General features: G+C 68.7%; 11 protein-coding genes (1 of these 11 running past the window's edge). 8 read left to right on the top strand and 3 right to left on the bottom strand.

The features are described from left to right. The first annotated feature begins 69 nt into the window (after positions 1 to 69). A complete protein-coding gene (rpsQ, locus tag ON34_RS23495; RefSeq protein WP_040783096.1) occupies positions 70 to 342 on the top strand; it encodes a 30S ribosomal protein S17 in 273 nt (90 codons plus the stop codon). A gap of 237 nt (positions 343 to 579) precedes the next feature. Here rpsQ and ON34_RS23490 read toward each other — a convergent pair whose 3' ends face one another. Beyond that, positions 580 to 1611 (bottom strand): NAD-dependent epimerase/dehydratase family protein, encoded by a 1032-nt coding sequence (locus ON34_RS23490; protein ID WP_083889692.1) that lies wholly within the window; start codon positions 1609 to 1611, stop codon positions 580 to 582. A gap of 144 nt (positions 1612 to 1755) precedes the next feature. Here ON34_RS23490 and ON34_RS23485 point away from each other — a divergent pair, with 144 nt between their 5' ends. Together ON34_RS23485 and ON34_RS23480 are read left to right on the top strand one after the other, a co-directional pair. Further along, the gene (locus ON34_RS23485; protein ID WP_051023022.1) at positions 1756 to 2235 is read left to right on the top strand and encodes an EXLDI protein; all 480 of its coding nucleotides are present in this window, start codon (positions 1756 to 1758) and stop codon (positions 2233 to 2235) included. A gap of 44 nt (positions 2236 to 2279) precedes the next feature. Beyond that, the gene (locus ON34_RS23480; protein ID WP_083889688.1) at positions 2280 to 4502 is read left to right on the top strand and encodes an MMPL family transporter; all 2223 of its coding nucleotides are present in this window, start codon (positions 2280 to 2282) and stop codon (positions 4500 to 4502) included. Between the two features lie 284 nt (positions 4503 to 4786). Here ON34_RS23480 and ON34_RS33775 read toward each other — a convergent pair whose 3' ends face one another. Then, the gene (locus ON34_RS33775; protein ID WP_157172392.1) at positions 4787 to 6211 is read right to left on the bottom strand and encodes a helix-turn-helix domain-containing protein; all 1425 of its coding nucleotides are present in this window, start codon (positions 6209 to 6211) and stop codon (positions 4787 to 4789) included. A 258-nt stretch (positions 6212 to 6469) separates the two neighbouring features. On the opposite strand from ON34_RS33775, the gene ON34_RS36275 reads away from it, so the two are divergent. Both ON34_RS36275 and ON34_RS23465 read left to right on the top strand, forming a co-directional pair. Further along, on the top strand, positions 6470 to 6787 hold the full coding sequence (locus ON34_RS36275) for a hypothetical protein (RefSeq protein ID WP_040783090.1): 318 nt from the start codon (positions 6470 to 6472) through the stop codon (positions 6785 to 6787). A 107-nt stretch (positions 6788 to 6894) separates the two neighbouring features. Beyond that, positions 6895 to 7320 (top strand): PPOX class F420-dependent oxidoreductase, encoded by a 426-nt coding sequence (locus ON34_RS23465; protein ID WP_040783087.1) that lies wholly within the window; start codon positions 6895 to 6897, stop codon positions 7318 to 7320. Positions 7321 to 7402: 82 nt separating this feature from the next. On the opposite strand, the gene ON34_RS23460 is transcribed toward ON34_RS23465, so the two are convergent. After that, the gene (locus ON34_RS23460; RefSeq protein ID WP_040783101.1) at positions 7403 to 7738 is read right to left on the bottom strand and encodes a cupin domain-containing protein; all 336 of its coding nucleotides are present in this window, start codon (positions 7736 to 7738) and stop codon (positions 7403 to 7405) included. Between the two features lie 71 nt (positions 7739 to 7809). Between ON34_RS23460 and ON34_RS23455 the strand changes: the two genes are divergently transcribed. From ON34_RS23455 to ON34_RS23445, 3 genes are all read left to right on the top strand, one after another. Beyond that, positions 7810 to 8745, top strand: coding sequence for a GlxA family transcriptional regulator (locus tag ON34_RS23455; protein ID WP_040783083.1), 936 nt, complete (start codon positions 7810 to 7812; stop codon positions 8743 to 8745). Between the two features lie 463 nt (positions 8746 to 9208). Further along, positions 9209 to 9970, top strand: a complete 762-nt coding sequence (gene cobM / locus ON34_RS23450) for a precorrin-4 C(11)-methyltransferase (RefSeq protein WP_040783080.1) — start codon at positions 9209 to 9211, stop codon at positions 9968 to 9970. Positions 9971 to 10361: 391 nt separating this feature from the next. Further along, positions 10362 to 22035: part of a non-ribosomal peptide synthase/polyketide synthase coding region (locus ON34_RS23445; protein WP_040783099.1), annotated on the top strand (this coding region is incomplete at its 3' end). Its footprint extends 22690 nt past the window's final position; the window shows 11674 of its 34364 annotated nt.

Raw genomic sequence — 22035 nt, 5'->3', positions numbered from 1 at the left:
CATCTACACGGTCATGCGTGAGCGTGAGCTCGGTCTGGCCACCGGACCCGCTGGCAAGGGAGATGCCGCATGAGCGATGCGAACAAGGAACAGCGTGGCCGCCGCAAGGTGCGGATCGGCTACGTCGTCTCGGACAAGATGAACAAGACGATCGTGGTCGAGCTGGAGGACCGGGTGAAGCACCCGCTCTACGGCAAGATCATCCGCACCACCTCCAAGGTGAAGGCGCACGACGAGAACGAGATCGCGGGTATCGGCGACCGCGTTCAGCTGATGGAGACCCGTCCGCTGTCGGCCACCAAGCGCTGGCGGCTGGTCGAGGTCCTGGAGAAGGCGAAGTAAGCCTGCTCCACGGCTGACAAGTCGGAACACGAAGGCCCGCTTCCTTTTTGGGAGGCGGGTCTTCGTCATTTCGCCATGTGGAGCATCGGCTCCTGGCATCATTCCGCTGTGCCTTGGACCATGCGATTGCCCAAGACCGAAGAGGCCGCGCTCGAGGCGCAAGCCCGTGCCGAGGGGCGCTCGAAGCGCGAAATCACTCGTGACGCCGTCCGGGCATATCTCGAGCGGAGTCGTAGGTCACGCCCGCTCAGTGCTCAGGAGACCGTGGACCCAGGTATCGCGAACGATGCCTTCGATATCGGAATGCATTGGGCGCCATGATAATTCGGCTATTGCCCTGAATGAGTCACTGATCAACGCGGCAGGCTCGGATACCGGCGGCCGGTGCACACGGTGAATGCGGCGGCCGGTCACCCGCTCGGCGGCGGCGGCGACGTCGAGAATGCTTGTGCCATGCCCGCTGCCGATGTTGTACCGGGTAGCCGCGCCCACGGGTGGCATGTTCTCGACACTTGCGACGAAAGCCGCGGCGGCGTCGGCGATGTGCAGGTAGTCCCGGACCGTACTGCCGTCGCCGTTGATTTCCAACGCGGATCCGTTTCTCGCGGCGGCCAGTACCCGAGGAACCAGACGTGTTGGATCAGGGTCTATGCCGCCCGCCAGGTTCATCAGGCGTAGCACGACAGCTGACAAGTTGCCAGCTTGCGCCTGGGCGTTGATCGCCAACTCGGCCGCCAGCTTGCTCGCCGCGTACGGATGAGGCGGCGCATCGGGCAGGTCCTCCGTCATCGGCTGACGCTCCGGCGTTCCGTAAATCGACCCGGTCGATGCGAAGAGGATCCGTGAAACTCCCATGGCGGCCATTGCGTCCAGTAGGGCGATGGTTCCAGCGGTATTCGTGCGAAAGTACGGGACGGGATCGACTGTCGACTCTCGTGCGCGAGTGAGTCCGGCGAGATGGCAGACCGCCTCGACTCCATCGAGCGCCGCTCGAAGCCTGACCTCATCGAGCAGGTCTGCCACCCGGGTCGCCACGTGGATGGATGAAGCGGCCTTCCGCACCATGGCGATCGGATCGTGCCCGGCTGCTTCCAGTGCCTCGATGACCGCTCGGCCGAGATAGCCGTTCGCCCCCGTGACGAGTACTCGCACGCTCTCATCTTCGCATCCGGGCGGCAGTCCGCGGCTTGGTCGATGTCGAACCGGAAGGACTGGCCAGCCGTCGCGCGCTGGGGGTGTCCGGCGCGCTCTTGCGTTATACGTATACATCTACTTATAGTGAGTCCGACGGGCGTTTCGAGTAGGGCGCCGCGGACAACATCAAATCGACACCGGCACAGCGGGATCCGAGATGGGGCCGCTGGCGGTAGACGCATGCTTACATGCGCACTAATCTATGAAATGGGGATGGTTATGACCACTGAGCCGAACGAGCTGACCAGCGCGGATGCTGTCGATGAGCCGACTGGCGGTGTGACCTTCGTGAAGGAGGATGCGAAGCGGGGCGGGGTGGAGGATCTCCACGAGATCGTGTTGAAAGTCGGGCCTGGTGGTGGGCGCAGGCAGCGGTTCTTCGGGAAGTTGCTCGGGGAATCCCGGGAGTACACCAAGGTTGGGGTGGAGGTGGTGCGGGTCTATCTGAGTCGCAAGGGGAAGTTCGTGGTGCATCGGCAGGAATCGAACTGGCGCGAGATGGCGGCGGCGACCGATTGGACCGATTGGAAGAGCTGGAGTGTCCTGCTCGGGTTCACCGGCCACGAGCGCGAGTGGGGTGATTACACGGTGGAGATCGTGGACACGCCCGCCGAACTGGCGGGCCGGATTCCGGAGCACATCTACCGGACGGTCGTCGACGTGGCGGAGAACCCGGCTACCCAAGACCTCGAGATCTGAAGTACTCCAGCCTCTTTACGAATCCGGAAAGGATTTCTTCGCAGATGTTCGCACGACTGGGGGCCTTGGTGGTCCACAATCCGTGGAAGGTGATCGGCCTGTGGGTGCTGCTCGCCATCGCGGTGGTGGCTTCGGCGCCGGAACTGAAATCGACGACCGATCAATCCGCCTTCCTGCCTTCGCATTACGAGTCCATCCAGGCGTTGGAGATGCAGCAGGAGGCATTTCCGCAGAGCTCGGCGCCCGCGGCGATCATCGTGTTCGCCCGGCAGGACGGGGCGCCGCTGACCAAGGGCGATTCGGCGTCGGTCGCGGCCATCGGCACGGAGCTGCTGGGCACGCGGGTCAAGGATGTCACCGCGATGCAGCCGGTGCCGCCGTCGGAGAACCGGTTGATCCAGATCATCGCGGTGCAGATGACCAAGGTGACCAATCCGAACGACACCACCCAGAGTGACGCGGTCAAGGCGTTGCGCGCGGAGCTGACCGAACGCGTGGCGGGTACCGACCTGAAGGCGGGCATCACCGGTCAGGCGGCTCAGGTGCTGGACCAGCAGCAATCCAGCGAAAAGGGGATGGCGATCATCGGTGTCGCCACCATCGTGCTGATTCTGGTGCTGCTGCTGGTCATCTTCCGCAGTCCGGTGATCGCCCTGCTGCCGATCGTGGTGATCGGCGCGATCTCCAGCATGGTGGGCGGGTTGATCGCCATGGTGGCCAAGGCATTCGACTTGCAGATCGATGCGTCGATCAACGCGATCCTGGTGGTCGTGCTGTTCGGCGTCGGCACCGACTACATCCTGTTCCTGATGTTCCGCTACCGGGAGCGGCTGCGTGCGGGCGAAGATCCGAAGACCGCCATGGTCAGTGCCGTCACCCGCGTGGGGGAGGCCATCACGTCCGCGGCGGGTGCGGTGATCATCGCGTTCATGGCGCTGGTGTTGTCGACGCTGGGCATGTTCCGTGCGCTCGGCCCGGCACTGGCGATCGCGGTGGCGGTGGCGCTGGCGGCCGGGCTGACGCTGGTGCCCGCGGTGGTTTCGCTGTTGGGCACCAAGGTGTTCTGGCCCTCCAAGGCGTGGAAGACCGAGCCGAAGGGCGCGCGGTTCGCCGCGGTCGGCAACGCGCTGGGTCGGCGGCCCGGTGCTTTCGCGGTGGCGTCCGGTGGTGTGCTGGTCGCGCTGGGGGTGTTCGCGTTCGGTTTCCACCCGACCTTCGACCTCAGTTCGGGCTCGACCTCGGAGGCGTCCGAATCCGTGGTCTACAGCAAGGAATTGGTGAAGGGCATGCCCGCTGGGACGACCCAGCCGTCGGATGTCCTGCTCCGCTCCGGCGGTGGCGAGTTGACCGACGAACAGCTCAGCGCTTATCGCGGCGCGCTGGCCGCGGTACCCGGCGTGGGAGCCGTGGCCGAACCGAAGCTCTCGGCGGACAAGACGATCGCCGATTTCGTGGTGACCCTCGCCGACGTGCCGGAGTCGGATGCCGCGCTGGACACCGTCGAGGGGCCGCTGAGGGATGTCGCGCACTCGGCCGCGCCCGCCGGTGCCACGGCGGCGGTCGGCGGGATGACCTCGGTGTTCGTCGACTTCCAGGACGCGATGGCGCGCGACTACGCGATCGTGTTCCCGGTGGCGGCGATCCTGATCATGATCGTGCTCGGGTTGCTGCTGCGCAGTCTGGTCGCGCCGTGGTACCTGATGGCGTCGGTGTTCCTCGGTTTCGCGGCCACTCTCGGTGCCGCGGTGCTGGTGTTCCAGCACGTCCAGGGCGAGTCCGGCCTGATCTTCACGCTGCCGGTGATCATGTATCTGTTCGTGGTCGCGCTCGGCACCGACTACAACATCCTCATGGTCGCCCGGCTGCGGGAGGAGGCACGCGAGGGCAACGAGCCGAAACAGGCTGCTGCCCTGGCGCTTCGGCACACTGGACCGACCATCGCCGCGGCCGGAGTCATCCTGGCGGGCACGTTCGCGTCGATGATGCTGGCAGGCAACAACGTGCTCGCACAGATGGGCTTCGCCATCTCGGTGGGTATCGCGATCGCCGCGTTCGTCATGGCGATGTTCTTCACCCCCGCGCTCACGGCCATGATCGGACACAAAGCATGGTGGCCCGGGCATGGTGATCGGACCACCACCGATGGTGCGGGAACAGACCAGCCGGGATCGGCCGACTACCTCGACCCCGGCTCCTACCAGGCTGCCGCGCAAACCGCAGCCGCCGAGAGTGCGCCCCGAGGGGTTTGGTCGAACACCAGCGACTGATACGGGCGAACACCAGGAGGGCTGTGCACTCGGGATTCATCGAGTGCACAGCCCTTTCCGGCAGTAAGCGGTGGCGTCGGCGGCTGGACGGACAGCATTCCAGCGAATGATGCCTCAGGAGGCTCCCCCTAGCCGAGCGAATCGTCTGGGATTGCGAGGTAGGCGTGTACGAACCGTACCGGTTTACGTATACCGGGTAGGCGCTGTTCCAGCGCCGATCTCGCGCATAGCCGGGTACCTGCGCGCGGATAACTCTGGCGATCCTGAATGGGTTGGCGTGATAGTCAGGCCGCGCGTGCCAAGGTGTCGAATCGGGTGCGGAAGTGTTCGGCGTCGTCGCCGCGGGTATGTGCGGCGGCGACGCGTACCGGGCGGAGTTCGGCGAGCAGGCGTGGGGAGTTGACCGGGCCTTCCAGGATCGATAAGGCGGCATGGGCTTCGGTGATGGCGGAGGTGATGTCACCGAGGCCCGCGAGGGCGGCGGCGAAGTATGCGCGGTAGGACGCCTCGTCGCGGGGCGGTTGGATACCGCGCTGTCCGATCGTTTCGCGGTAGATGCTGACCGCTCGGTCGTGTTGACCCAGGTAGACGTGGCCTCTGGCCTCGATCGACTTGATTTCGGTCGGTGTGACGTGGTGCAGCCAGACCGGTTCGTCGACGTCATCGAGTCCTCGGTCGACCTCGCGCCAGGCACGGGTGATCGCTTGCTCGAATTCCTGTCGTTCCCCGATCGCCGCGTGAGCCACCGCCTCGCGGGCGGAACGCACGGCATTCAGTCGGGCAGAGGGGATGCGGCGAGCAAGGTGGCTGGCGCGCTGCGCCAACCGGACCGGCTCCCGGCTGGTCGGCCGGTCGGTCGTGAGGAACGTCAGACTGGCAAGCGCATTGGCGAGCAGTTCGTCGTTTCCGGTCTGCTCTGCCAGTAGCATCGCGTCGACGTAGCACCGTCGCGCGACAACCGATCGTCCGCTGTCGAGGCAAAGCCAACCGGCGCAGCGGGCAAGCCGACTCGTCTCCGCCAACAGGCGGGCACCGGTTTGCCGTCCATAGAGGCCGTGATCGAGCAAGCGGCGAGCCAATCCATATTGGCGAAGAGCGAACTCGGCGATGTCTCCGCCACCGAAGTGATTGTCGTGACTCCACATGCGCTGCGTCAGCGTGTCGAAGTAACCGATATGGCCGGAGCCGACCTGGGTCGGCACCGAAGGTGCCGGTGCGCCAGCGGCCATCGTCGCGATCGTTGCTGCCAGGCCGAATTGTCTGCGGTCCATATCGTCGGCTCCTTTACCCCCATCTTCAATGGTCCTGGTATCAGAGTGCCCGAGCAAGATAGGAAGCAATGCCGTGCGGGGAACCCCCAATGCGTCGGCGGCGCGAATCAGTTCGCGAACGTCGAAGATGGTTCCCACTTCACCGCGTTCTACGCGGCCCGCGTGGGTGCGGTCCCAGTGCAGGAGCGCGCCGAAGTCGGCTTGGGATAAGCCCATTTCTTTGCGGACGAGGGCGAGCGCCTGCCCGGGCCGCCCGTCGGCGAGCAGCTTCCGGAATTGCGGCGACTTCCACGCACCGATGTCTTTGCCGATCACATTTTGTCCCCCTGCGCGAATGCGGCTGTTGTGCACGGACTTTAGGCGGAATCTCGCAGATTGCGGGGCGCTACGGCAGATATGGCACAACCGCTGTCGTGAGCTTGACAGCGCCGCTCCCATCGCACTGGCGGTGGGGATGCTCGAGGAGGGAGTGCGGCGAAGGTAATGGGCATGGCCGGACAGCGGTGTGGCGGATACCGCACACCCGATTGTGTGCTTTCGACAGCGTCGCCGCGCACCCGTTCGGTGCCAGAAGCTCTCGGTGCGCCCGGCGCCGGGGTGATGCCGTGTACCGCACGGCACGCCGACCGCGGCGGGGCCGCGAACCGGTGGCGAAAGCCCCCGTCGCCGGGCGCTTCCATCGAACGAGAGGTCACTGTGAAGCCGAAAGTGGTCGGGTATCTGCGCCGCGACATCTCCGGTCGCCGCGCGCGCCGACATGAACTCGAAATCCGCGCACTGGCAAGGTCATCCGGCTACGACCTGGCCCCGACGTTGGTCGTCGGCCCGACCGCACCCGCGTCCATCGCGGCGTTGTTGACGGTGGTCGCCCGCGTCGGCGCGGTGGCCGTGATCACCCCCGCACTGGACCATGTGGAATCCGGCGAAGACACGATCATGGCAGTGTGCGGACTGATCACCCTCCATTCCAGACATATCCCACCGCACGACCCCGGACGGCACCCAACCCCCTAGCCCCACAGCGCCGCGGCGTCCGCGAGTGGTACATGTCTGAGGCAAAGTGCGAGAACTGCCCTCGCTGGTGTGCCACTCGCGGGCATACGACCTATTAGGGTGAGCTGATGGCTTCGCTTTCCGATCCCGAAGTTCGCGAGTTCCTGTCCCATGGCACCCGGACGGGCAAGGTGGCGTTCGTGGCGGCCGACGGCAGGCCGATGGTCACGCCGGTCTGGTTCATCCTCGAGGGTGATGAACTGGTCTTCAACACCGGCAAGTCGAGCGTCAAGGGCAAGGCGTTGGCGCGGGACGGGCGCGTCGCGGTGTGCGTCGATCTGGAGGGGCCGCCGTACGCGTCGGTCCAGGTGCAGGGCATCGTGACCATGTCGGAGGACCCGGACGAACTGCTTCGCACCGCCACCGAGATCGGTGGCCGCTATATGGGGGCGGATCGGGCCGAGGAGTTCGGCCTGCGCAACGGGGTACCCGGCGAGCTGGTGGTCCGGGTGCGGCCCACCAAGGTCATCGCGCACTTCAACGTGACAGCCTGATTCTCGGCCGAGGAACGGTGACGAACCCGTGCCCGCGGCGGCCCGGCTCTCGGGTGATGGTGCTGGGCCGCCCGAAACGGCACTAGCCCGCCGGGTAGAAGACGAACAGCGTGCAGCCGGTGGTGGTCGCGGGCACGTGCCATGACCCGGCCGGGGCATGCAGGAACGTCCCGGCGGGGTAGTCGCGTGCGCCGTCGTTGAACGTGCCCGCGACCACGTAGACCTCCTCCGGGCCTGGCTCGTGGACGTCGCGGTGCGGCCATGCTGTGCCCGGGTCCATCTCCAGCACGTTCGCGTGCGCGCCGGTCGGTCCCGTCCACAGGTGACGTACCCGGATCCCGGGGAAGAGCTCGCGGACGGACGATTCCTCGACGGACACGGACGTGTAGCCCTCTTGGGCGAGGATCTCAGAATGCATGCCTCCCACGGTGCCGCGCGCGGCCGCGGCGGGACAGTGTCGACAAAGACACTGTGGGGTACTTTTCTGCCATGCATCGCGTGGTGGCCTTGGTGCGGCCGGTGCAGTCGACGTTCGAGCTCGGCTGCGCGGCCGAAGTTTTCGGTACCGAGCGGGGAGGGGTGCCGCAGTACTACGAGTTCGAGGTGTGCACGGAAACGCCCGGCCCGGTGCCCACGTCGGCCGGGTACACGATGTCTGTGTCACAGGGCCTTTCGGCGCTCGAGTCCGCGGACACCGTGATCATCCCGGGCTGGGCGCCGGTAGAGGCGCCGCTCTCCGCGCCCGTGCGCCGGTCGCTGCTGCGGGCGCACACCCGGGGGGCGCGGCTCGTCACGATCTGCTCCGGGGTGTTCGCGCTGGCCCGCACAGGACTGCTGGATGGTCGCACGGCCACCACCCACTGGGCGCGCGCCGACCAACTCCAGCGCGAGTTTCCTCAGGTGCGGGTGGAATCGGACGTGCTCTACGTGGACCACGGCGATGTCGCCACGAGCGCCGGGGCGGGCGCGGGTATCGACCTGTGCCTGCACCTGGTCCGACAGGACCACGGCGCCGCCCACGCCGCGCTCGTCGCGCGGCATATGGTGATGCCCCCGCACCGCGACGGCGGCCAAGCGCAGTACGCGCCACCCCCGCCGCCCGCCGACGCGCTGGACGGCCTGCTCGAGTGGGCCGGTGCGCGCCTGGGAACGCCGTTGTCGGTGGGCGACATGGCCGCGCACCTCAACGTCTCGCCCCGCACACTGGCCCGGCGCTTCGCCGAACAGCTCGGCACGAGCCCGGGCGCGTGGCTGCTGTCGCGCCGGGTGACCGAGGCGCGCACCCTGCTGGAGGAAACCGACCTGCCGGTGGAAGTGATCGCGGCCCGCGTCGGTCTCACCTCAGCGGTCAACCTGCGCCGCCGCTTCCGCGCCCAGGTGGGGACGACCCCGGGCGCCTACCGGCGGGCATTCCGCGTCGTTTGACGCACCCTCATCCCGGGGCGACAGGTCGCCCGCGCGGAAGTGCGTCCGGTGGGGTGCTCGGGTGGGAATGCGTCCGGTAGATGCTCGGGTCGGAGTGCGTCTGGTGGGGTGCTCGGGTGGGAGTGCGTCTGGTGGGGTGCTCGGGTGGGAGTGCGTCTGACGGGGTGCTCGCGCGGAAATCCGTCCGACAGGCTGTCCGCCCACACGCCCGCACGACAGCGGCTGGCCTCACTCTCCGTCCGCCATACTCGTCGGGCATGCGGCACCCAGTGTGAAGCGGCATGTCTCATCCGGCCCAAGATCCGCAGGCGGGATCCGCTATCCAACGTTGCGCGAGCTGCGCCAGCGCGTAGCAGAAACGTGCCTGCTTACCTACCAGGGGCGTCGGCGTAGGTTTGCCGAGCCGATCGCTTTTGTATTCGGTCGCCGAGGTGGTCGGCGCGGCGGTCAATACACTCGGCGCATGACCGTGCATTTCATCGGGGCCGGGCCGGGTGCGGCTGATCTGTTGACGGTGCGCGCGGTCGAACTCGTGCGGATGTCGCCGGTGTGCTTGTACGCGGGTACCTATCTGGATCCGGAGGTGCTGGCGTATTGCGCGCCGGATGCCGAGTTGATCGACACCCAGCATCTGGATCTCGACCAGATCACCGATCACCTGGTGCGGGCCGACCGCGCCGGTAAGGACGTGGCCCGGCTGTGTTCGGGTGACCCGTCGCTGTATTCCACGCTCACCGAGCAGACCCGCAGGCTGGACGCGCACGGTGTGCCGTGGGATGTCACGCCGGGCGTGCCCGCTTACGCCGCGGCCGCCGCGTTGCTCGGCGCCGAGTTGACGGTGCCGGAGCTGGTGCAGTCGATCGTGTTGACCCGCACCCACGCCCGCTCGACCACGATGCCCGAGTCGGAGGCGCTGGCGAACTTCGCGACCACCCGCGCCACCCTCGTGCTGCACTTGGCCATCACCCGCATCCGCACGCTGGCATCCGAGCTTGCCGCCGAGTACGGGCCGGACTGCCCGGTCGCCGTCGTCTATCGCGCCAGTCAACCCGAGCAGCTCGTCCTGCGCGGGACCCTGACCGACATCGCCGATCAGGTCGAGGCCGCTGGTCTCCGCCAGGCCGCGGTGATCTTGGTGGGCCGAGCGCTCGCACCTGCGGTCTCCTGCACGGAATCCCACCTCTACGACCCGGCGCGAGTGCGCGGGACCGCTGGGGACGCGTAGTGATCTTGGTCGCGCGGCACAGCTGCGCCGCGATGGCGCATCCGTGTCCGGTGTGACAACGGCAACAGCCCCCTTACGAACCCCTCACAATAGCGCTGCCTGTGGTGATGTTGTTCGGCTATGGAGGTTGGTTGGTCGGGTGCCGGAGGCGACGGTAGATTGATCCGGTGATTCGCAACGGCAGTCCCGGCGGAGCCGGTCGGTGGGCTTTGGGCACGGTCGCGCCCATGTAACAACGCCGGCCTGTTGGACAGATAGTTCAAATGAACATTTTTGCCTGATTGATATGAGAACTGAACCGGAGACTCGGGCGCCACGCTGGGACAGGTGAGCGCCTACTCCGGGTGTGGTCGGGGAGCGCTTGCGTGGTGTTCCGGAAGCGAGGTTACGGTTGGACCGGCTGGATTTCGGCGGAAACGGCGAAACTGGTGGCGAACGGGCACACGCGGGCTCTGGGGTAGCACCCGGGGAGTCCGGGGCCTTTCCGTTGTCGCCCGCCCAGCTGGGCATCTGGTACGCGCAGCATGTCGATCCGCAAGTGCCGATCACCATCGCGCAGTACGTCGACCTGCACGGTGAGCTGGACGTCGATGTGCTCGAGCAGGCCAGCATCGACGCCTCGCACGAGCTGGGCTCGGGGTTCCTGCGCATCATCGAGCGCGATGGCGAGCCGCTGCAGTTCGTCGACCACTCGATCGCCGACTACGACAAGGTCGTCTACGTCGATCTGCGCGGCGAGGCCGATCCGGAGGCTGCCGCCCACGCCTGGATGCGCGCCGAGTACAGCCGCCCGATGGACCTGGTCAACGACCGGCTGATCATGATCGCGGCGCTGCAACTGGCCGACGACCATTGGTACTGGTATTCCCGCGCCCACCACATCGCGCTCGACGGCTACGGCGCGATGACCAATCTCAACCGCATCGCGGAGCTCTACACCGCCTACGTCAACGGGGCCGAAGCCGCCCCGTCCAAGGCGACCGATCTGCACACGCTGTATGAGCAGGAGATCGCCTACCGCGGCAGCACCCGCTTCACCTCGGACAAGGAGTACTGGGCCGAGCGGGTGGCCGGGCTGGAGGAAGGCACCAGCCTGACCGGCCGTTCCGCGCCGCCCGCCGCGATCAACGGCGTCGTGAGCGCCGCGTTGTCCGACGAGCAGAACGCCCTGCTGGACGCGGCCGTCGCGCGGCACGACTCGTCGCCCGCCGGGCTGCTGCTGGCCGGTTTCGCGGCGTATCTGGCGCAGTGGAACGGCGTCGAGGACGTCATCCTGAGCCTGCCGGTGACCGCGCGCACCACCGCGGCGATGCGCCGCTCCGGTGGTGTGTCGTCGAACATCGTGCCGCTGCGGCTGCACGTGGGTCACGACACCACGGTGTCGGAGCTGCTGAAGCAGGTGCAGGTCGAGGTGTCCGGCGCGCTGCGCCACCAGCGCTACCGCCACGAGGACATCCGCCGCGACGCGGCCGGTGACGGCGTGGTGACCACCGAGTTCTTCGGGCCGTGGGTCAACATCATGCTGTTCCACGACGAGATCGTGTTCGGCTCGATGGTGGGTAATCTGCACGTGCTGTCCACCGGCAGCATCGAGGACCTGGGCGTCAACTTCTACCAGTCGGTGGCGGGCACCCGCTCGCACATCGACTTCGAGACCAACCCGAACCTCTACACCGAGGACGAGGCGCGCAGCCATCACGGCCGCTTCCTCGAGTTCTTCGATCGCTTCCTCGCCGCAGACGTCGACGAGACGGTGTGGGGCCTGGAGGTCACCACCGCCGACGAACGCGAGCGGACGCTGCTGGAGTGGAACGACTCCGAGCAGGAGGTCCCCGAGACCACGCTCGCGGCGCTGCTGGACGCGCAGATGCCGCTGACCCCGGACAACATCGCGCTCGATTTCGAGGGCGCGACCCTGACCTACGCGGAATTCGACGCCCAGGTCAACCGGCTGGCCCGCTTCCTGATCGCCGACGGCGTTGGCCCGGAATCGCTTGTCGCGCTGGGCATGCGCCGCTCGCTGGAGCTGGTCATCGGCATGCACGCGGTGCTGAAGGCCGGTGGCGCGTACGTGCCGATCGATCCGGATCATCCGGCCGAGCGCACCGCCTACATCCTCGACAGCGCCGCGCCGGTGTGCGTGCTCACGCTGTCGGCCGACGAGCTGGAGCTACCCGAGTCGGTGCGGCGGGTCGAGATCGACACCCTGGATGTGTCGGCGTACTCCGCGGACCCGGTCACCGACGCCGACCGGGTGGCGCCGCTGCGCCCGGACAACACCGCCTACGTCATCTACACCTCGGGTTCGACCGGTCGCCCGAAGGGCGTGGCGGTCACCCACCACGCGATCGTCAACCAGCAGCTGTGGATGCTGGACGAGTACCGGCTGACCGCCGATGACGTGTACCTGCAGAAGACCGCGACCACGTTCGACGTGTCGCTGTGGGGCTACTTCCTTCCGCTGCTGGTGGGCGCGAAGCTGGTCATCGCGTCGCCGGACGGGCATCGCGACCCGCTGTACGTGGCGGACATGATCGCCCGGCACGGGGTCACCGTGACCGACTTCGTCCCGTCCATGCTGACGGTGTTCGTCGCGCACGCCACCGCGGCGCAATGCGCCACGCTGCGCGCGGTGTTCGTGATCGGCGAGGCGCTGCCGCCGGAGACCGCCGCGAGTTTCCGCGCGCTCACCGACGCGGGACTGCACAACCTGTACGGCCCCACCGAGGCCGCGGTCTCGGTGACCTACTGGGAGGCGACGGCGGCCGACACGGTGACCGTGCCGATCGGTATCCCGGAGTGGAACGTCCAGGTGTACGTGCTGGATTCGCGGCTGCGTCCGGCCCCGATCGGCGCGCCGGGCGAGCTGTATCTGGGCGGGCGTCAGCTCGCCCGCGGCTACCGCGGTCGTCCCGACCTGACCTCGGACCGTTTCGTCGCCAATCCGCTGTCGACCACCGGCGAGCGGATGTACCGCACCGGCGACCTGGTGCGCTGGAACTCCGCGGGCACGCTGGAATACATCGGCCGCACCGACTTCCAGGTGAAGTTCCGCGGTCAGCGCATCGAGCTGGGGGAGATCGAAACCGATCTGCTCGCGCACCCCGCGGTCAGCCAGGCCGTGGTGCTGGTCGTGGACACGGCCACCGGTCAGCAACTCGTCGCCTACGTGGTGGCCGCGCCGGGCCAGAGCGTGGATCCGGCCGCGCTGACCAGGTTCGTCGCGGAGAAGCTGCCGAGCTACATGGTGCCCGCGTCGATCATGGTGCTGGACGCCTTCCCGCTCAACACCAGCGGCAAGCTGGATCGCAAAGCGCTGCCGGAGCCGGTGTTCAGCGCCGACGCGGGCGATTTCCGCGCCCCGCGCACCCAGGCCGAGCAGATCGTGGCGGGCATCTTCGCCGATGTGCTCAGCCAGGACCGGATCGGCATCGACGACAACTTCTTCGACCTGGGCGGCAACTCGCTGGTCGCCACGCAGGTGGTGGCGCGCATCGGCGCGGCCTTCGGCACCCAGATCGGGGTGCGCGCGCTGTTCGAGACCCCGACCGTCGCCGGAATCGCCGCCCGCGCGGAGAACGCCGCCCCCGCCGACGCGTCGCGTCCGCCCTTGGTGGCCCAGCAGCTGCCGGAACGGGTGCCGCTGTCGCTGGCGCAGCAGCGCATGTGGTTCATCAACCAGTTCGACCCGACCGTGCCGACCTACAACCTGCCGTTCGTGGTGCGGATGCGCGGCCAGGTGGATCTGGACGCGCTGGCCGCGGCGCTGCTGGATGTGATCGAACGCCAGCAGTCGCTGCGCACGATCTTCCCCGAGTCCGGCGACGGCGGCTACCAGCAGGTGCTTCCGGTCGACCAGGTCGATCTCGGCATCGCGGTGCAGCCGATCGACGAGGCCGAATTGCACGGCGCGCTGGCCGAATTCGCCGCGCGCGGCTTCGACGTGACCTCCGAACTGCCGATCCGGGTGCGGGTGTTCGCGGTCACCGGCGGGCGCGGCAACGGCACCGCCGACTACGCGCTGGCGTTCGTCGTGCATCACATCGCGGCCGACGGCTTCTCGTTCGGCCCCCTCGCCCGCGACGTGGCCGCCGCCTATCTGGCCCGCACCGCGGGCGAGGCGCCGGACTGGGCGCCGTTGCCGGTGCAGTACCAGGACTTCAGCGTGTGGCAGCGCGAGCTGCTCGGCGCCGAATCCGATCCCGGCTCGATGGCGGCGCGCGAAATCGCTTACTGGCGTAGGGCTTTGGCGGGTCTGCCGGATCAGCTCGACCTGCCCGCGGACCGTCCGCGTCCGCCGGTGCAGAGCTTCCGCGGCAGCCGGGTGACCTTCGAGATCGACGTCGAGTTGCATCAGCGCCTCGTCGCGCTGGCCCGCGCGCAGGGCGTCAGCCTGTTCATGGTGATGCACGCCTCGCTGGCCGTGCTGCTGGCCCGGCTGTCGGGCACCAGCGACATCGCCATCGGCACCCCGGTGGCCGGGCGCGGCGAGCAGGCGCTCGACGACCTGATCGGCATGTTCGTCAACACCCTCGTGCTGCGCTCGGAGGTGGACGGCGACGAGCCGTTCGCCGAATTCCTCGGCCGCACAAGGGAAACCGACCTCGCCGCGTTCGCGTTCGCGGACGTGCCGTTCGAGCGGCTGGTCGAGGTGCTCAACCCGACCCGCTCGCAGGCCAGGCACCCGCTGTTCCAGGTGATGCTGTCGTTCCAGGAGATGTCGCACGCGACGCTGGAACTGCCCGGCCTGTCGGTCACCGCCGACGAGCTCGAGGTCGACATCGCCAAGTTCGACCTGCAGTGGACGGTCACCGAGGAGCGCGGCGCGCACGGCGAGCCCGCGGGCATGGCCGCGGTGATCTCCTTCGCCACCGACCTGTTCGACGCCCCGACCGTCGCCGAGTTCGGCCGCCGCTACCTGCGCGTGCTCGAAGCCGCCGTCGCCGCGCCGGAGACGGCCGTGCGCGACATCGAGATTCTCGATGACGCCGAGCGCGCCCGGGTGCTCACCGAGTGGAACCGCACGCGGCACGATCTGCCCGCGGCCACCGTGCTCGAGCTGTTCGAGGAGCAGGTGCGGGCCAGGCCCGACGCCCCCGCCGTGGTGTTCGACGGCGGCGTCCGCGGCGAGGGCGAGTTCGGCCCGCCGGTCGAGCTGACGTATGCCCAGTTCGCCTCGCGCGTGAATCGCCTGGCGCGCAAGCTGATCGACGCGGGCGTGGGCCCGGAGTCGCTGGTCGCGGTCGGCATTCGCCGGTCGGTGGACATGCTGGTGGCGATCTACGCCACCATGACCGCGGGCGGCGGCTACGTGCCGATCGACCCCGACCACCCGGCCGAACGCACCGAATACGTGCTGGACAGCTCGGCGCCGGTGTGCGTGCTGACCACCACCGCCGACAACGTCACCGCCGCCGACCTCCCGGTGCTCACGCTGGACACCCTGGATCTGAGCGGGTTCGGGGACGGACCGATCACCGACGCCGAGCGGCGCGCGCCGCTGCGCGCGAGCAATACGGCCTACGTGCTGTACACCTCCGGTTCCACCGGCCGCCCCAAGGGCGTCGCGGTCAGCCACGCGTCGGTGGTCAACCAGATCGCCTGGATCACCGCCGAATACCGGATCGGCCCCGCCGATGTGATCCTGCAGAAGACGCCGGTCACCTTCGACGTGTCGGTGTGGGAGCTGTTCGGCACGCTGGCCGTCGGCGCCCGCATGCTGATCGCCGCGCCCGACGGCCACCGCGACCCGATGTACCTGTCGGAGATCATCGGACGGCACCGGGTCACCATGACCTCGTTCGTGCCGTCGATGCTGTCGGTGTTCGCCGGCGCCGCGTCCACCGCCGAATGCGCTTCGCTGCGTGCGGTTCTCGTCGCCGGTGAGGCGCTGCCGCCCGCGACCGTCACCGCGTTCCGGCAGTTCTCCACCGCCGCGGTGCACAACCTGTACGGCCCCACCGAGTTCACCGTGCACGCCACCGCGTGGCACCTCAACGAGGTCGCGCCCACGACGGTGCCGATCGGCCGCCCGGTGTGGAACGCGCAGACCTACGTGCTGGACGAGGGCCTGAACCCGGTTCCGGTCGGCGTGCCCGGCGAGCTGTACCTCGGCGGCGCGCAGACCGCCCGCGGCTACCACGGCCGCCCCGACCTGTCCGCCGAGCGCTTCGTCGCCGACCCGTTCGGCGCGCCCGGCTCCCGCCTGTACCGCACCGGCGACCTGGTGCGCTGGGTACAGCCGCGCGATCCGGAAGTCGGCAGTGCGGGCGTGCTGGAGTACATCGGCCGTACCGACTTCCAGGTGAAGTTCCGCGGCCAGCGCATCGAGCTCGGCGAGATCGAGAGCGCCCTGCTGGAGCATCCGGCCGTCACCCAGGCCGTGGTGCTGGTGCTGGACACCGTCGCGGGCGATCAACTGGTCGCCTACGTGGTCACCACCGGCGGCCCGGTCGACCTGGACAACATCAAGAACGCGCTGCACCGCACGCTGCCCGCGTACATGGTGCCCTCGGCGATCGTGGTGCTTGAGGCGTTCCCGCTCAACGCATCCGGCAAGCTGGACCGCAAGGCGCTGCCCGCCCCGGTGTTCGAGGTGCGCGAATTCCGTGCCCCGACCACGCCGATCGAGGAGATCGTCGCGCAGATCTTCGGCGAGGTGCTGGGCATCTCCCGCGTCGGCGTGGACGACGACTTCTTCGAACTGGGCGGCAACTCCCTGATCGCCACCCAGGTCGCCTCCCGCCTCGGCATCGCGCTGGACACCCGGGTGCCGGTGCGCATGCTGTTCGAGGCGTCCACGGTCGCGGCGCTGGCCGCGCGGGTGGAGTCGCACGCCGGTGACGGCGCGCGCAAGGCGCTGGTCGCCAGGCAGCGCCCGGAGCAGGTGCCGCTGTCGCTCGCGCAGCAGCGCATGTGGTTCCTCAACCGGTTCGACACCTCCTCGGCGGTGAACAACATCCCGGTCGCGATCCGGCTGTCCGGTGACCTGGACATCGCCGCGTTGCAGGTCGCGGTCATCGACGTGATCGACCGGCACGAGTCGCTGCGCACCGTCTTCCCGGAGACCAAGAGCGGCCCGGTGCAGGTGGTGCTGGACGCCGCGCAGATCGTGCCGGACCTGACGCCGGTGCCGGTGACCGAGCACAACCTCATCGATCACCTGGTCGAGCTGGCCTCGATGGCGTTCGACGTGACCAGCGAAGTGCCGCTGCACGCACGGCTGTTCGAGATCAGCGAGACCGAGTACGTGCTCGGCATGGTGGTGCACCACATCTCGGCCGACGGCTGGTCGATGGGTCCGCTGGCCCGCGACGTCATGGTGGCCTACGCCGCCCGCACGTCGTGGGAGGCCCCGGCCTGGTCGGCGCTGCCGGTGCAGTACGCCGACTACGCGCTGTGGCAGCGCGAGGTGCTCGGTTCCGAGGACGACCCGAGTTCGCTGATCTCCACCCAGATCCGCTACTGGACGCGCGAACTGGCCGATCTGCCGGACGAATTGGTGCTGCCGTCGGATCGGCCGCGCCCCGCCGTCGCCTCCTACCGCGGCGGCACCTACCCGTTCGTGATCTCCGGCGAGACCCAGCGCGCCCTGGTCGAGCTGGGCCGCAGGCACAACGCCTCGCTGTTCATGGTGCTGCACAGCGCGCTCGCGGTGCTGCTGGCCAGGGCCAGCGGCACCAGCGACATCGCCATCGGCACACCGGTCGCCGGTCGCGGTGAGGCCGCGCTCGACGACCTGATCGGCATGTTCGTCAACACCTTGGTGCTGCGAACCGAGGTGGACGGCGCGGCGAGCTTCGCCGACCTGCTGGCCCAGGCCCGCGAGACCGACCTGCACGCGTTCGCGCACGCGGACGTGCCGTTCGAGCGGTTGGTCGAGGTGCTCAACCCGGCCCGCTCGCAGGCGCGCCACCCGCTGTTCCAGGTGATGCTGACCTTCCAGAACACCAGGCAGGCCAGTCTGGAGCTGCCCGGCCTGTCGGTCAACGGCATCGACTACGACGCCCGCCTGGCCAAGTTCGACCTCCAGCTGACCCTCTCGGAGACCCAGGACGAACTGGGCGACTCGGCGGGCATGTCGGCCGAGTTCTCCTACGCCCTTGACCTGTTCGACGAGCCGACCATCGCCGCGTACGCCCAGCGCCTGGACCGCGTCCTCGCGGCCGTGACCGCCGACCCGGACGTGCCGATCGGCGACATCGATCTGCTCGCGTCCGAGGAACGCACGCGGGTACTCATCGATTGGAACGACACCGGGCACCCGGTGGATCAGCACGAGACGCTGGCCTCGCTGTTCGACGCGCAGGTGGCGGCGACGCCCGACGCGATCGCGCTGGAGTTCGAGGACGAGCGGCTGACCTACCGCGAGCTGTCCGAGCGCGCCAACCGCATCGCCCGGCAGCTGATCGGCGCGGGCGTCGGCCCGGAATCGCTGGTGGCGCTGGCGCTGCGGCGCTCGACCGAACTCGTCGTCGCGATGTACGCGGTGGTGCAGACCGGTGCGGCCTATGTCCCGCTGGACCCGGACCAGCCCGCCGAGCGCGTCAACTACATCATCGAGACCGCGCGGCCGCGGATGATCCTGTACCGCTCGGCGGACGGATTCGACTTCGACCCGCAGCCGCAGGTGACGGTGCTGTCGGTCGAGGGCGTCGAAGGGTTGCCCGGCTTCGCCGCGACCAGCGGCGCGCCGATCACCGACGCCGAGCGCACGCGGCCGTTGCGGCCGGAGAACACCGCGTACGTGATCTTCACCTCCGGCTCCACCGGACGCCCGAAGGGTGTGGCGGTCAGCCACGCCGCGATCGTCAACCGGCTGCTGTGGATGCAGCACGAGTACCCGATCGGCCCCGAGGACGCGGTGCTGCAGAAGACTCCCGCCACGTTCGACGTGTCGGTGTGGGAGTTCTTCTGGCCGTTGCAGACCGGCGCCAGGCTGGTCGTCGCGCGCCCGGACGGGCACCGCGACCCGGTGTACCTGTCCCAGGTCATCGCCGAGAAGCACATCACCACAGCGCATTTCGTGCCGTCGATGCTCTCGGTCTTCGTCGCGACGCTGGGCAACGAGAACGGCGACGGCTTCCCCGCGCCGCGGCTGCGGCAGGTCTTCGCCTCCGGTGAGGCGCTGCCCGCGCAAACGGCGCAACGTTTGCGTGAGCTGACCGGCGCGCGGTTGCACAACCTGTACGGACCCACCGAGGCCGCCGTCGACGTGACGTATCACGAAGCGACGCAAGCGGATACGGTGTCGGTGCCGATCGGACGCCCGGTGTGGAACACCCGCGTCTTCGTGCTGGACAGCCGCCTGCACCCGGTCGCACCGGGTGTCGCGGGCGAGCTGTATCTCGCGGGCGATCAGCTGGCCCTGGGCTACCTGAGCCGTCCGGACCTGACCGCGGACCGGTTCGTGGCCAACCCGTATGGCGCGCCGGGTGAGCGGATGTACCGCACCGGTGACCTGGTGGCCTGGACCGCCAAGGGTGAGCTGGAATACCTGGGCCGCACCGACTTCCAGGTGAAGCTGCGTGGTCTGCGCATCGAGCTGGGCGAGATCGAGTCCGCGCTGCTGGCGCAGCCGGGTATCGCCCAGTCGGTGGTCGTGCTGCGCTCCGACGCCCACGCGGGCGACCAGCTGGTGGGCTACCTGGTCACCGAGCCGTTCGCGACCGTCGACACCGACGAGGTGAAGGCGGCGCTGGCCACCGCGCTGCCGGGGTACATGATCCCGGCCGCGCTGGTCGTGCTGGACGCGTTCCCGGTCAACGCCTCCGGCAAGCTCGATCGCAAGGCGCTGCCCGCGCCGGTGTTCGAAGCCAAGGTGTTCCGCGCGCCGTCCACCCCGATCGAGGAGATCGTGGCGGAGGTCTTCGCCGATCTGCTCGGCGTGCCGCGTGTCGGCGTGGACGACGACTTCTTCGAGCTGGGCGGCAACTCGCTGGTCGCCACCCAGGTGACCGCCCGGCTGAGCGCGGCGCTGGACACCGAGATCGGCGTGCGCGTGCTGTTCGAGGCGCCGACCGTCGCCGCGCTGGCCGCGCGGGTCGAGTCGCACGCGGGAACCGGTGGGCGCCAAGCGCTGACGGCACAGGTCCGTCCCGAGTACCCGCCGCTGTCGCTGGCGCAGCAGCGGATGTGGTTCCTCAACCGCTTCGACGCCGATTCCGCCGCGAACAACATCCCCGCCGCGGTGCGGCTGGACGGCGCGCTGGATCTGGACGCGCTGCGCGGCGCGATCGCCGACGTGATCGCGCGGCACGAATCGCTGCGCACGGTCTACCCGTCGCGCGACGGCGTCGCCTACCAGCGGGTGCTGCCCGCGACCAGGGCGATCCCGGAGCTGGACGTGGTCGAGGTGGCCGAGGGGCAATTGCTCGGCGCCCTGTACGCCTTCGTCGAGCGCGGCTTCGACGTGACCACCGAACCGCCGGTGCGCCTGCGCGCCTACCGGCTCGCGCCGGACGACTACGTGCTGGTCGTGGTGGTGCACCACATCGCCGCCGACGGTTTCTCGATGCGTCCGCTGGTGCGCGACCTGATGACCGCCTACGTGGCGCGGACCTCCGCGGCGCAGCCGGGTTGGCCGCCGCTGGCGGTGCAGTACGTGGACTTCGCGCTGTGGCAGCGCGACACGCTCGGTTCCGAGGACGACCCGACCTCGCTGATCTCCGAGCAGCTCGACTACTGGCGCGGCGCGCTCGCCGGTCTGCCCGACGAGCTGCGCCTGCCCGGTCGGCCGCGTCCCGCCGTCGCGTCCTACCAGGCGGGCACCCATCGCTTCCGTGTGCCCGGTGAGCTGATGGACGAGCTGAACCGGGTCGCGCACGCGCACGGCACCACGCTGTTCATGGTGGTGCACAGCGCCTTCGCCGCGTTGCTGGCGCGGTTGAGCGGCTCCGACGACATCGCCATCGGCATCCCGGTCGCCGGTCGAGGCGAGCAGGCGCTCGACGATCTGGTCGGCATGTTCGTCAACACCCTGGTGCTGCGCTCGCAGGTGGACGCCGCCGAGTCGTTCACCGACCTGCTCGGCCAGGTCCGCGAGCGGGACCTGCAGGCGTTCGCGCACGCGGACGTGCCGTTCGAGCGGCTGGTCGAGGTGCTCAACCCGGCCCGCTCGCAGGCGCGGCACCCGCTGTTCCAGGTGATGCTGTCGTTCCAGAACCTCGGCCGCACCGCGCTGGAGCTGCCCGGCCTGACCGTCTCCGAGCTGGGCATCGACCAGCCGACGGCGAAGTTCGACTTGCAGCTGACGCTGAGCGAGGTGCCGGGCGCCGAGACGGCGATGGACGCCGAACTCGTCTACGCCACCGATCTTTTCGACGGCGTGTTCGCGGGCACGTTCGCGGAGCGTTTCGTGCGCGTGCTGCGGGCCGTGGCCGCCCAGCCGTCGGTGCCGGTCGGCGACATCGACCTGCTGGACGACGCCGAACGGTCGCTGGTGATCGAGCGGTGGAACGACACCGAGTTCCCGGTCGACGCCGCGCTCACCTCGCCGGTGGGCGATGCCGCCGCGACGCTGGTGTCGCTGTTCGAGGCGCAGGTCGCGCGCACGCCGGACAGTCCAGCCGTGACGTTCGAGGGGACGAGTCTGTCCTACGCCGAGTTCGCCCGGCGGGTGCATCAGCTGGCGCGTTGGCTCAAGGTCAATGGCGTGGGCCCGGAATCGTATGTGGCCCTCGGCATGCGCCGCTCCATCGACCTGGTGGTCGGCATGTACGCGGTGAACGCCGCGGGCGGCGCGTACGTGCCGCTGGACCCGGACCACCCGGCCGAGCGGATCGACTACATCCTCGAGACCGCGCGCCCGGTGTGCGTGCTGACCTCCGGCTCGGATCTGGAGACCACCGTCTCCCGGCAGGTGCGCATCGATCAGCTGGACCTGTCGGAGTTCTCCGACGAGCCGCTGACCGACGCCGATCGGCACAAGCCGCTGCGTCCGGCCAACACCGCGTACGTGATCTTCACCTCCGGTTCGACCGGCCGCCCGAAGGGTGTGGCGGTCTCGCACGCGGCGATCGTCAACCGTCTGGTGTGGATGCACGCCGAGTACGGCTTGGCCGCCT

The sequence above is a fragment of the Nocardia pneumoniae NBRC 100136 genome (assembly GCF_000308755.1).
Lineage (GTDB): Bacteria > Actinomycetota > Actinomycetes > Mycobacteriales > Mycobacteriaceae > Nocardia > Nocardia pneumoniae.
The sequence above is the reverse complement of the archived record's forward strand: the minus strand, read 5'-3'. Positions and strand labels throughout refer to the sequence as shown.

Bases quoted from the DNA above. Each gene is read 5' to 3' on its own strand.
- ON34_RS23490 (WP_083889692.1), bottom strand. From the start codon at position 1,611: ATGTATACGTATAACGCAAGAGCGCGCCGGACACCCCCAGCGCGCGAC.
- ON34_RS23465 (WP_040783087.1), top strand. From the start codon at position 6,895: ATGGCTTCGCTTTCCGATCCCGAAGTTCGCGAGTTCCTGTCCCATGGC.
- rpsQ (WP_040783096.1), top strand. From the start codon at position 70: ATGAGCGATGCGAACAAGGAACAGCGTGGCCGCCGCAAGGTGCGGATC.
- ON34_RS33775 (WP_157172392.1), bottom strand. From the start codon at position 6,211: ATGGGAGCGGCGCTGTCAAGCTCACGACAGCGGTTGTGCCATATCTGC.
- ON34_RS23485 (WP_051023022.1), top strand. From the start codon at position 1,756: ATGACCACTGAGCCGAACGAGCTGACCAGCGCGGATGCTGTCGATGAG.
- cobM (WP_040783080.1), top strand. From the start codon at position 9,209: ATGACCGTGCATTTCATCGGGGCCGGGCCGGGTGCGGCTGATCTGTTG.
- ON34_RS23455 (WP_040783083.1), top strand. From the start codon at position 7,810: ATGCATCGCGTGGTGGCCTTGGTGCGGCCGGTGCAGTCGACGTTCGAG.
- ON34_RS23480 (WP_083889688.1), top strand. From the start codon at position 2,280: ATGTTCGCACGACTGGGGGCCTTGGTGGTCCACAATCCGTGGAAGGTG.
- ON34_RS23460 (WP_040783101.1), bottom strand. From the start codon at position 7,738: ATGCATTCTGAGATCCTCGCCCAAGAGGGCTACACGTCCGTGTCCGTC.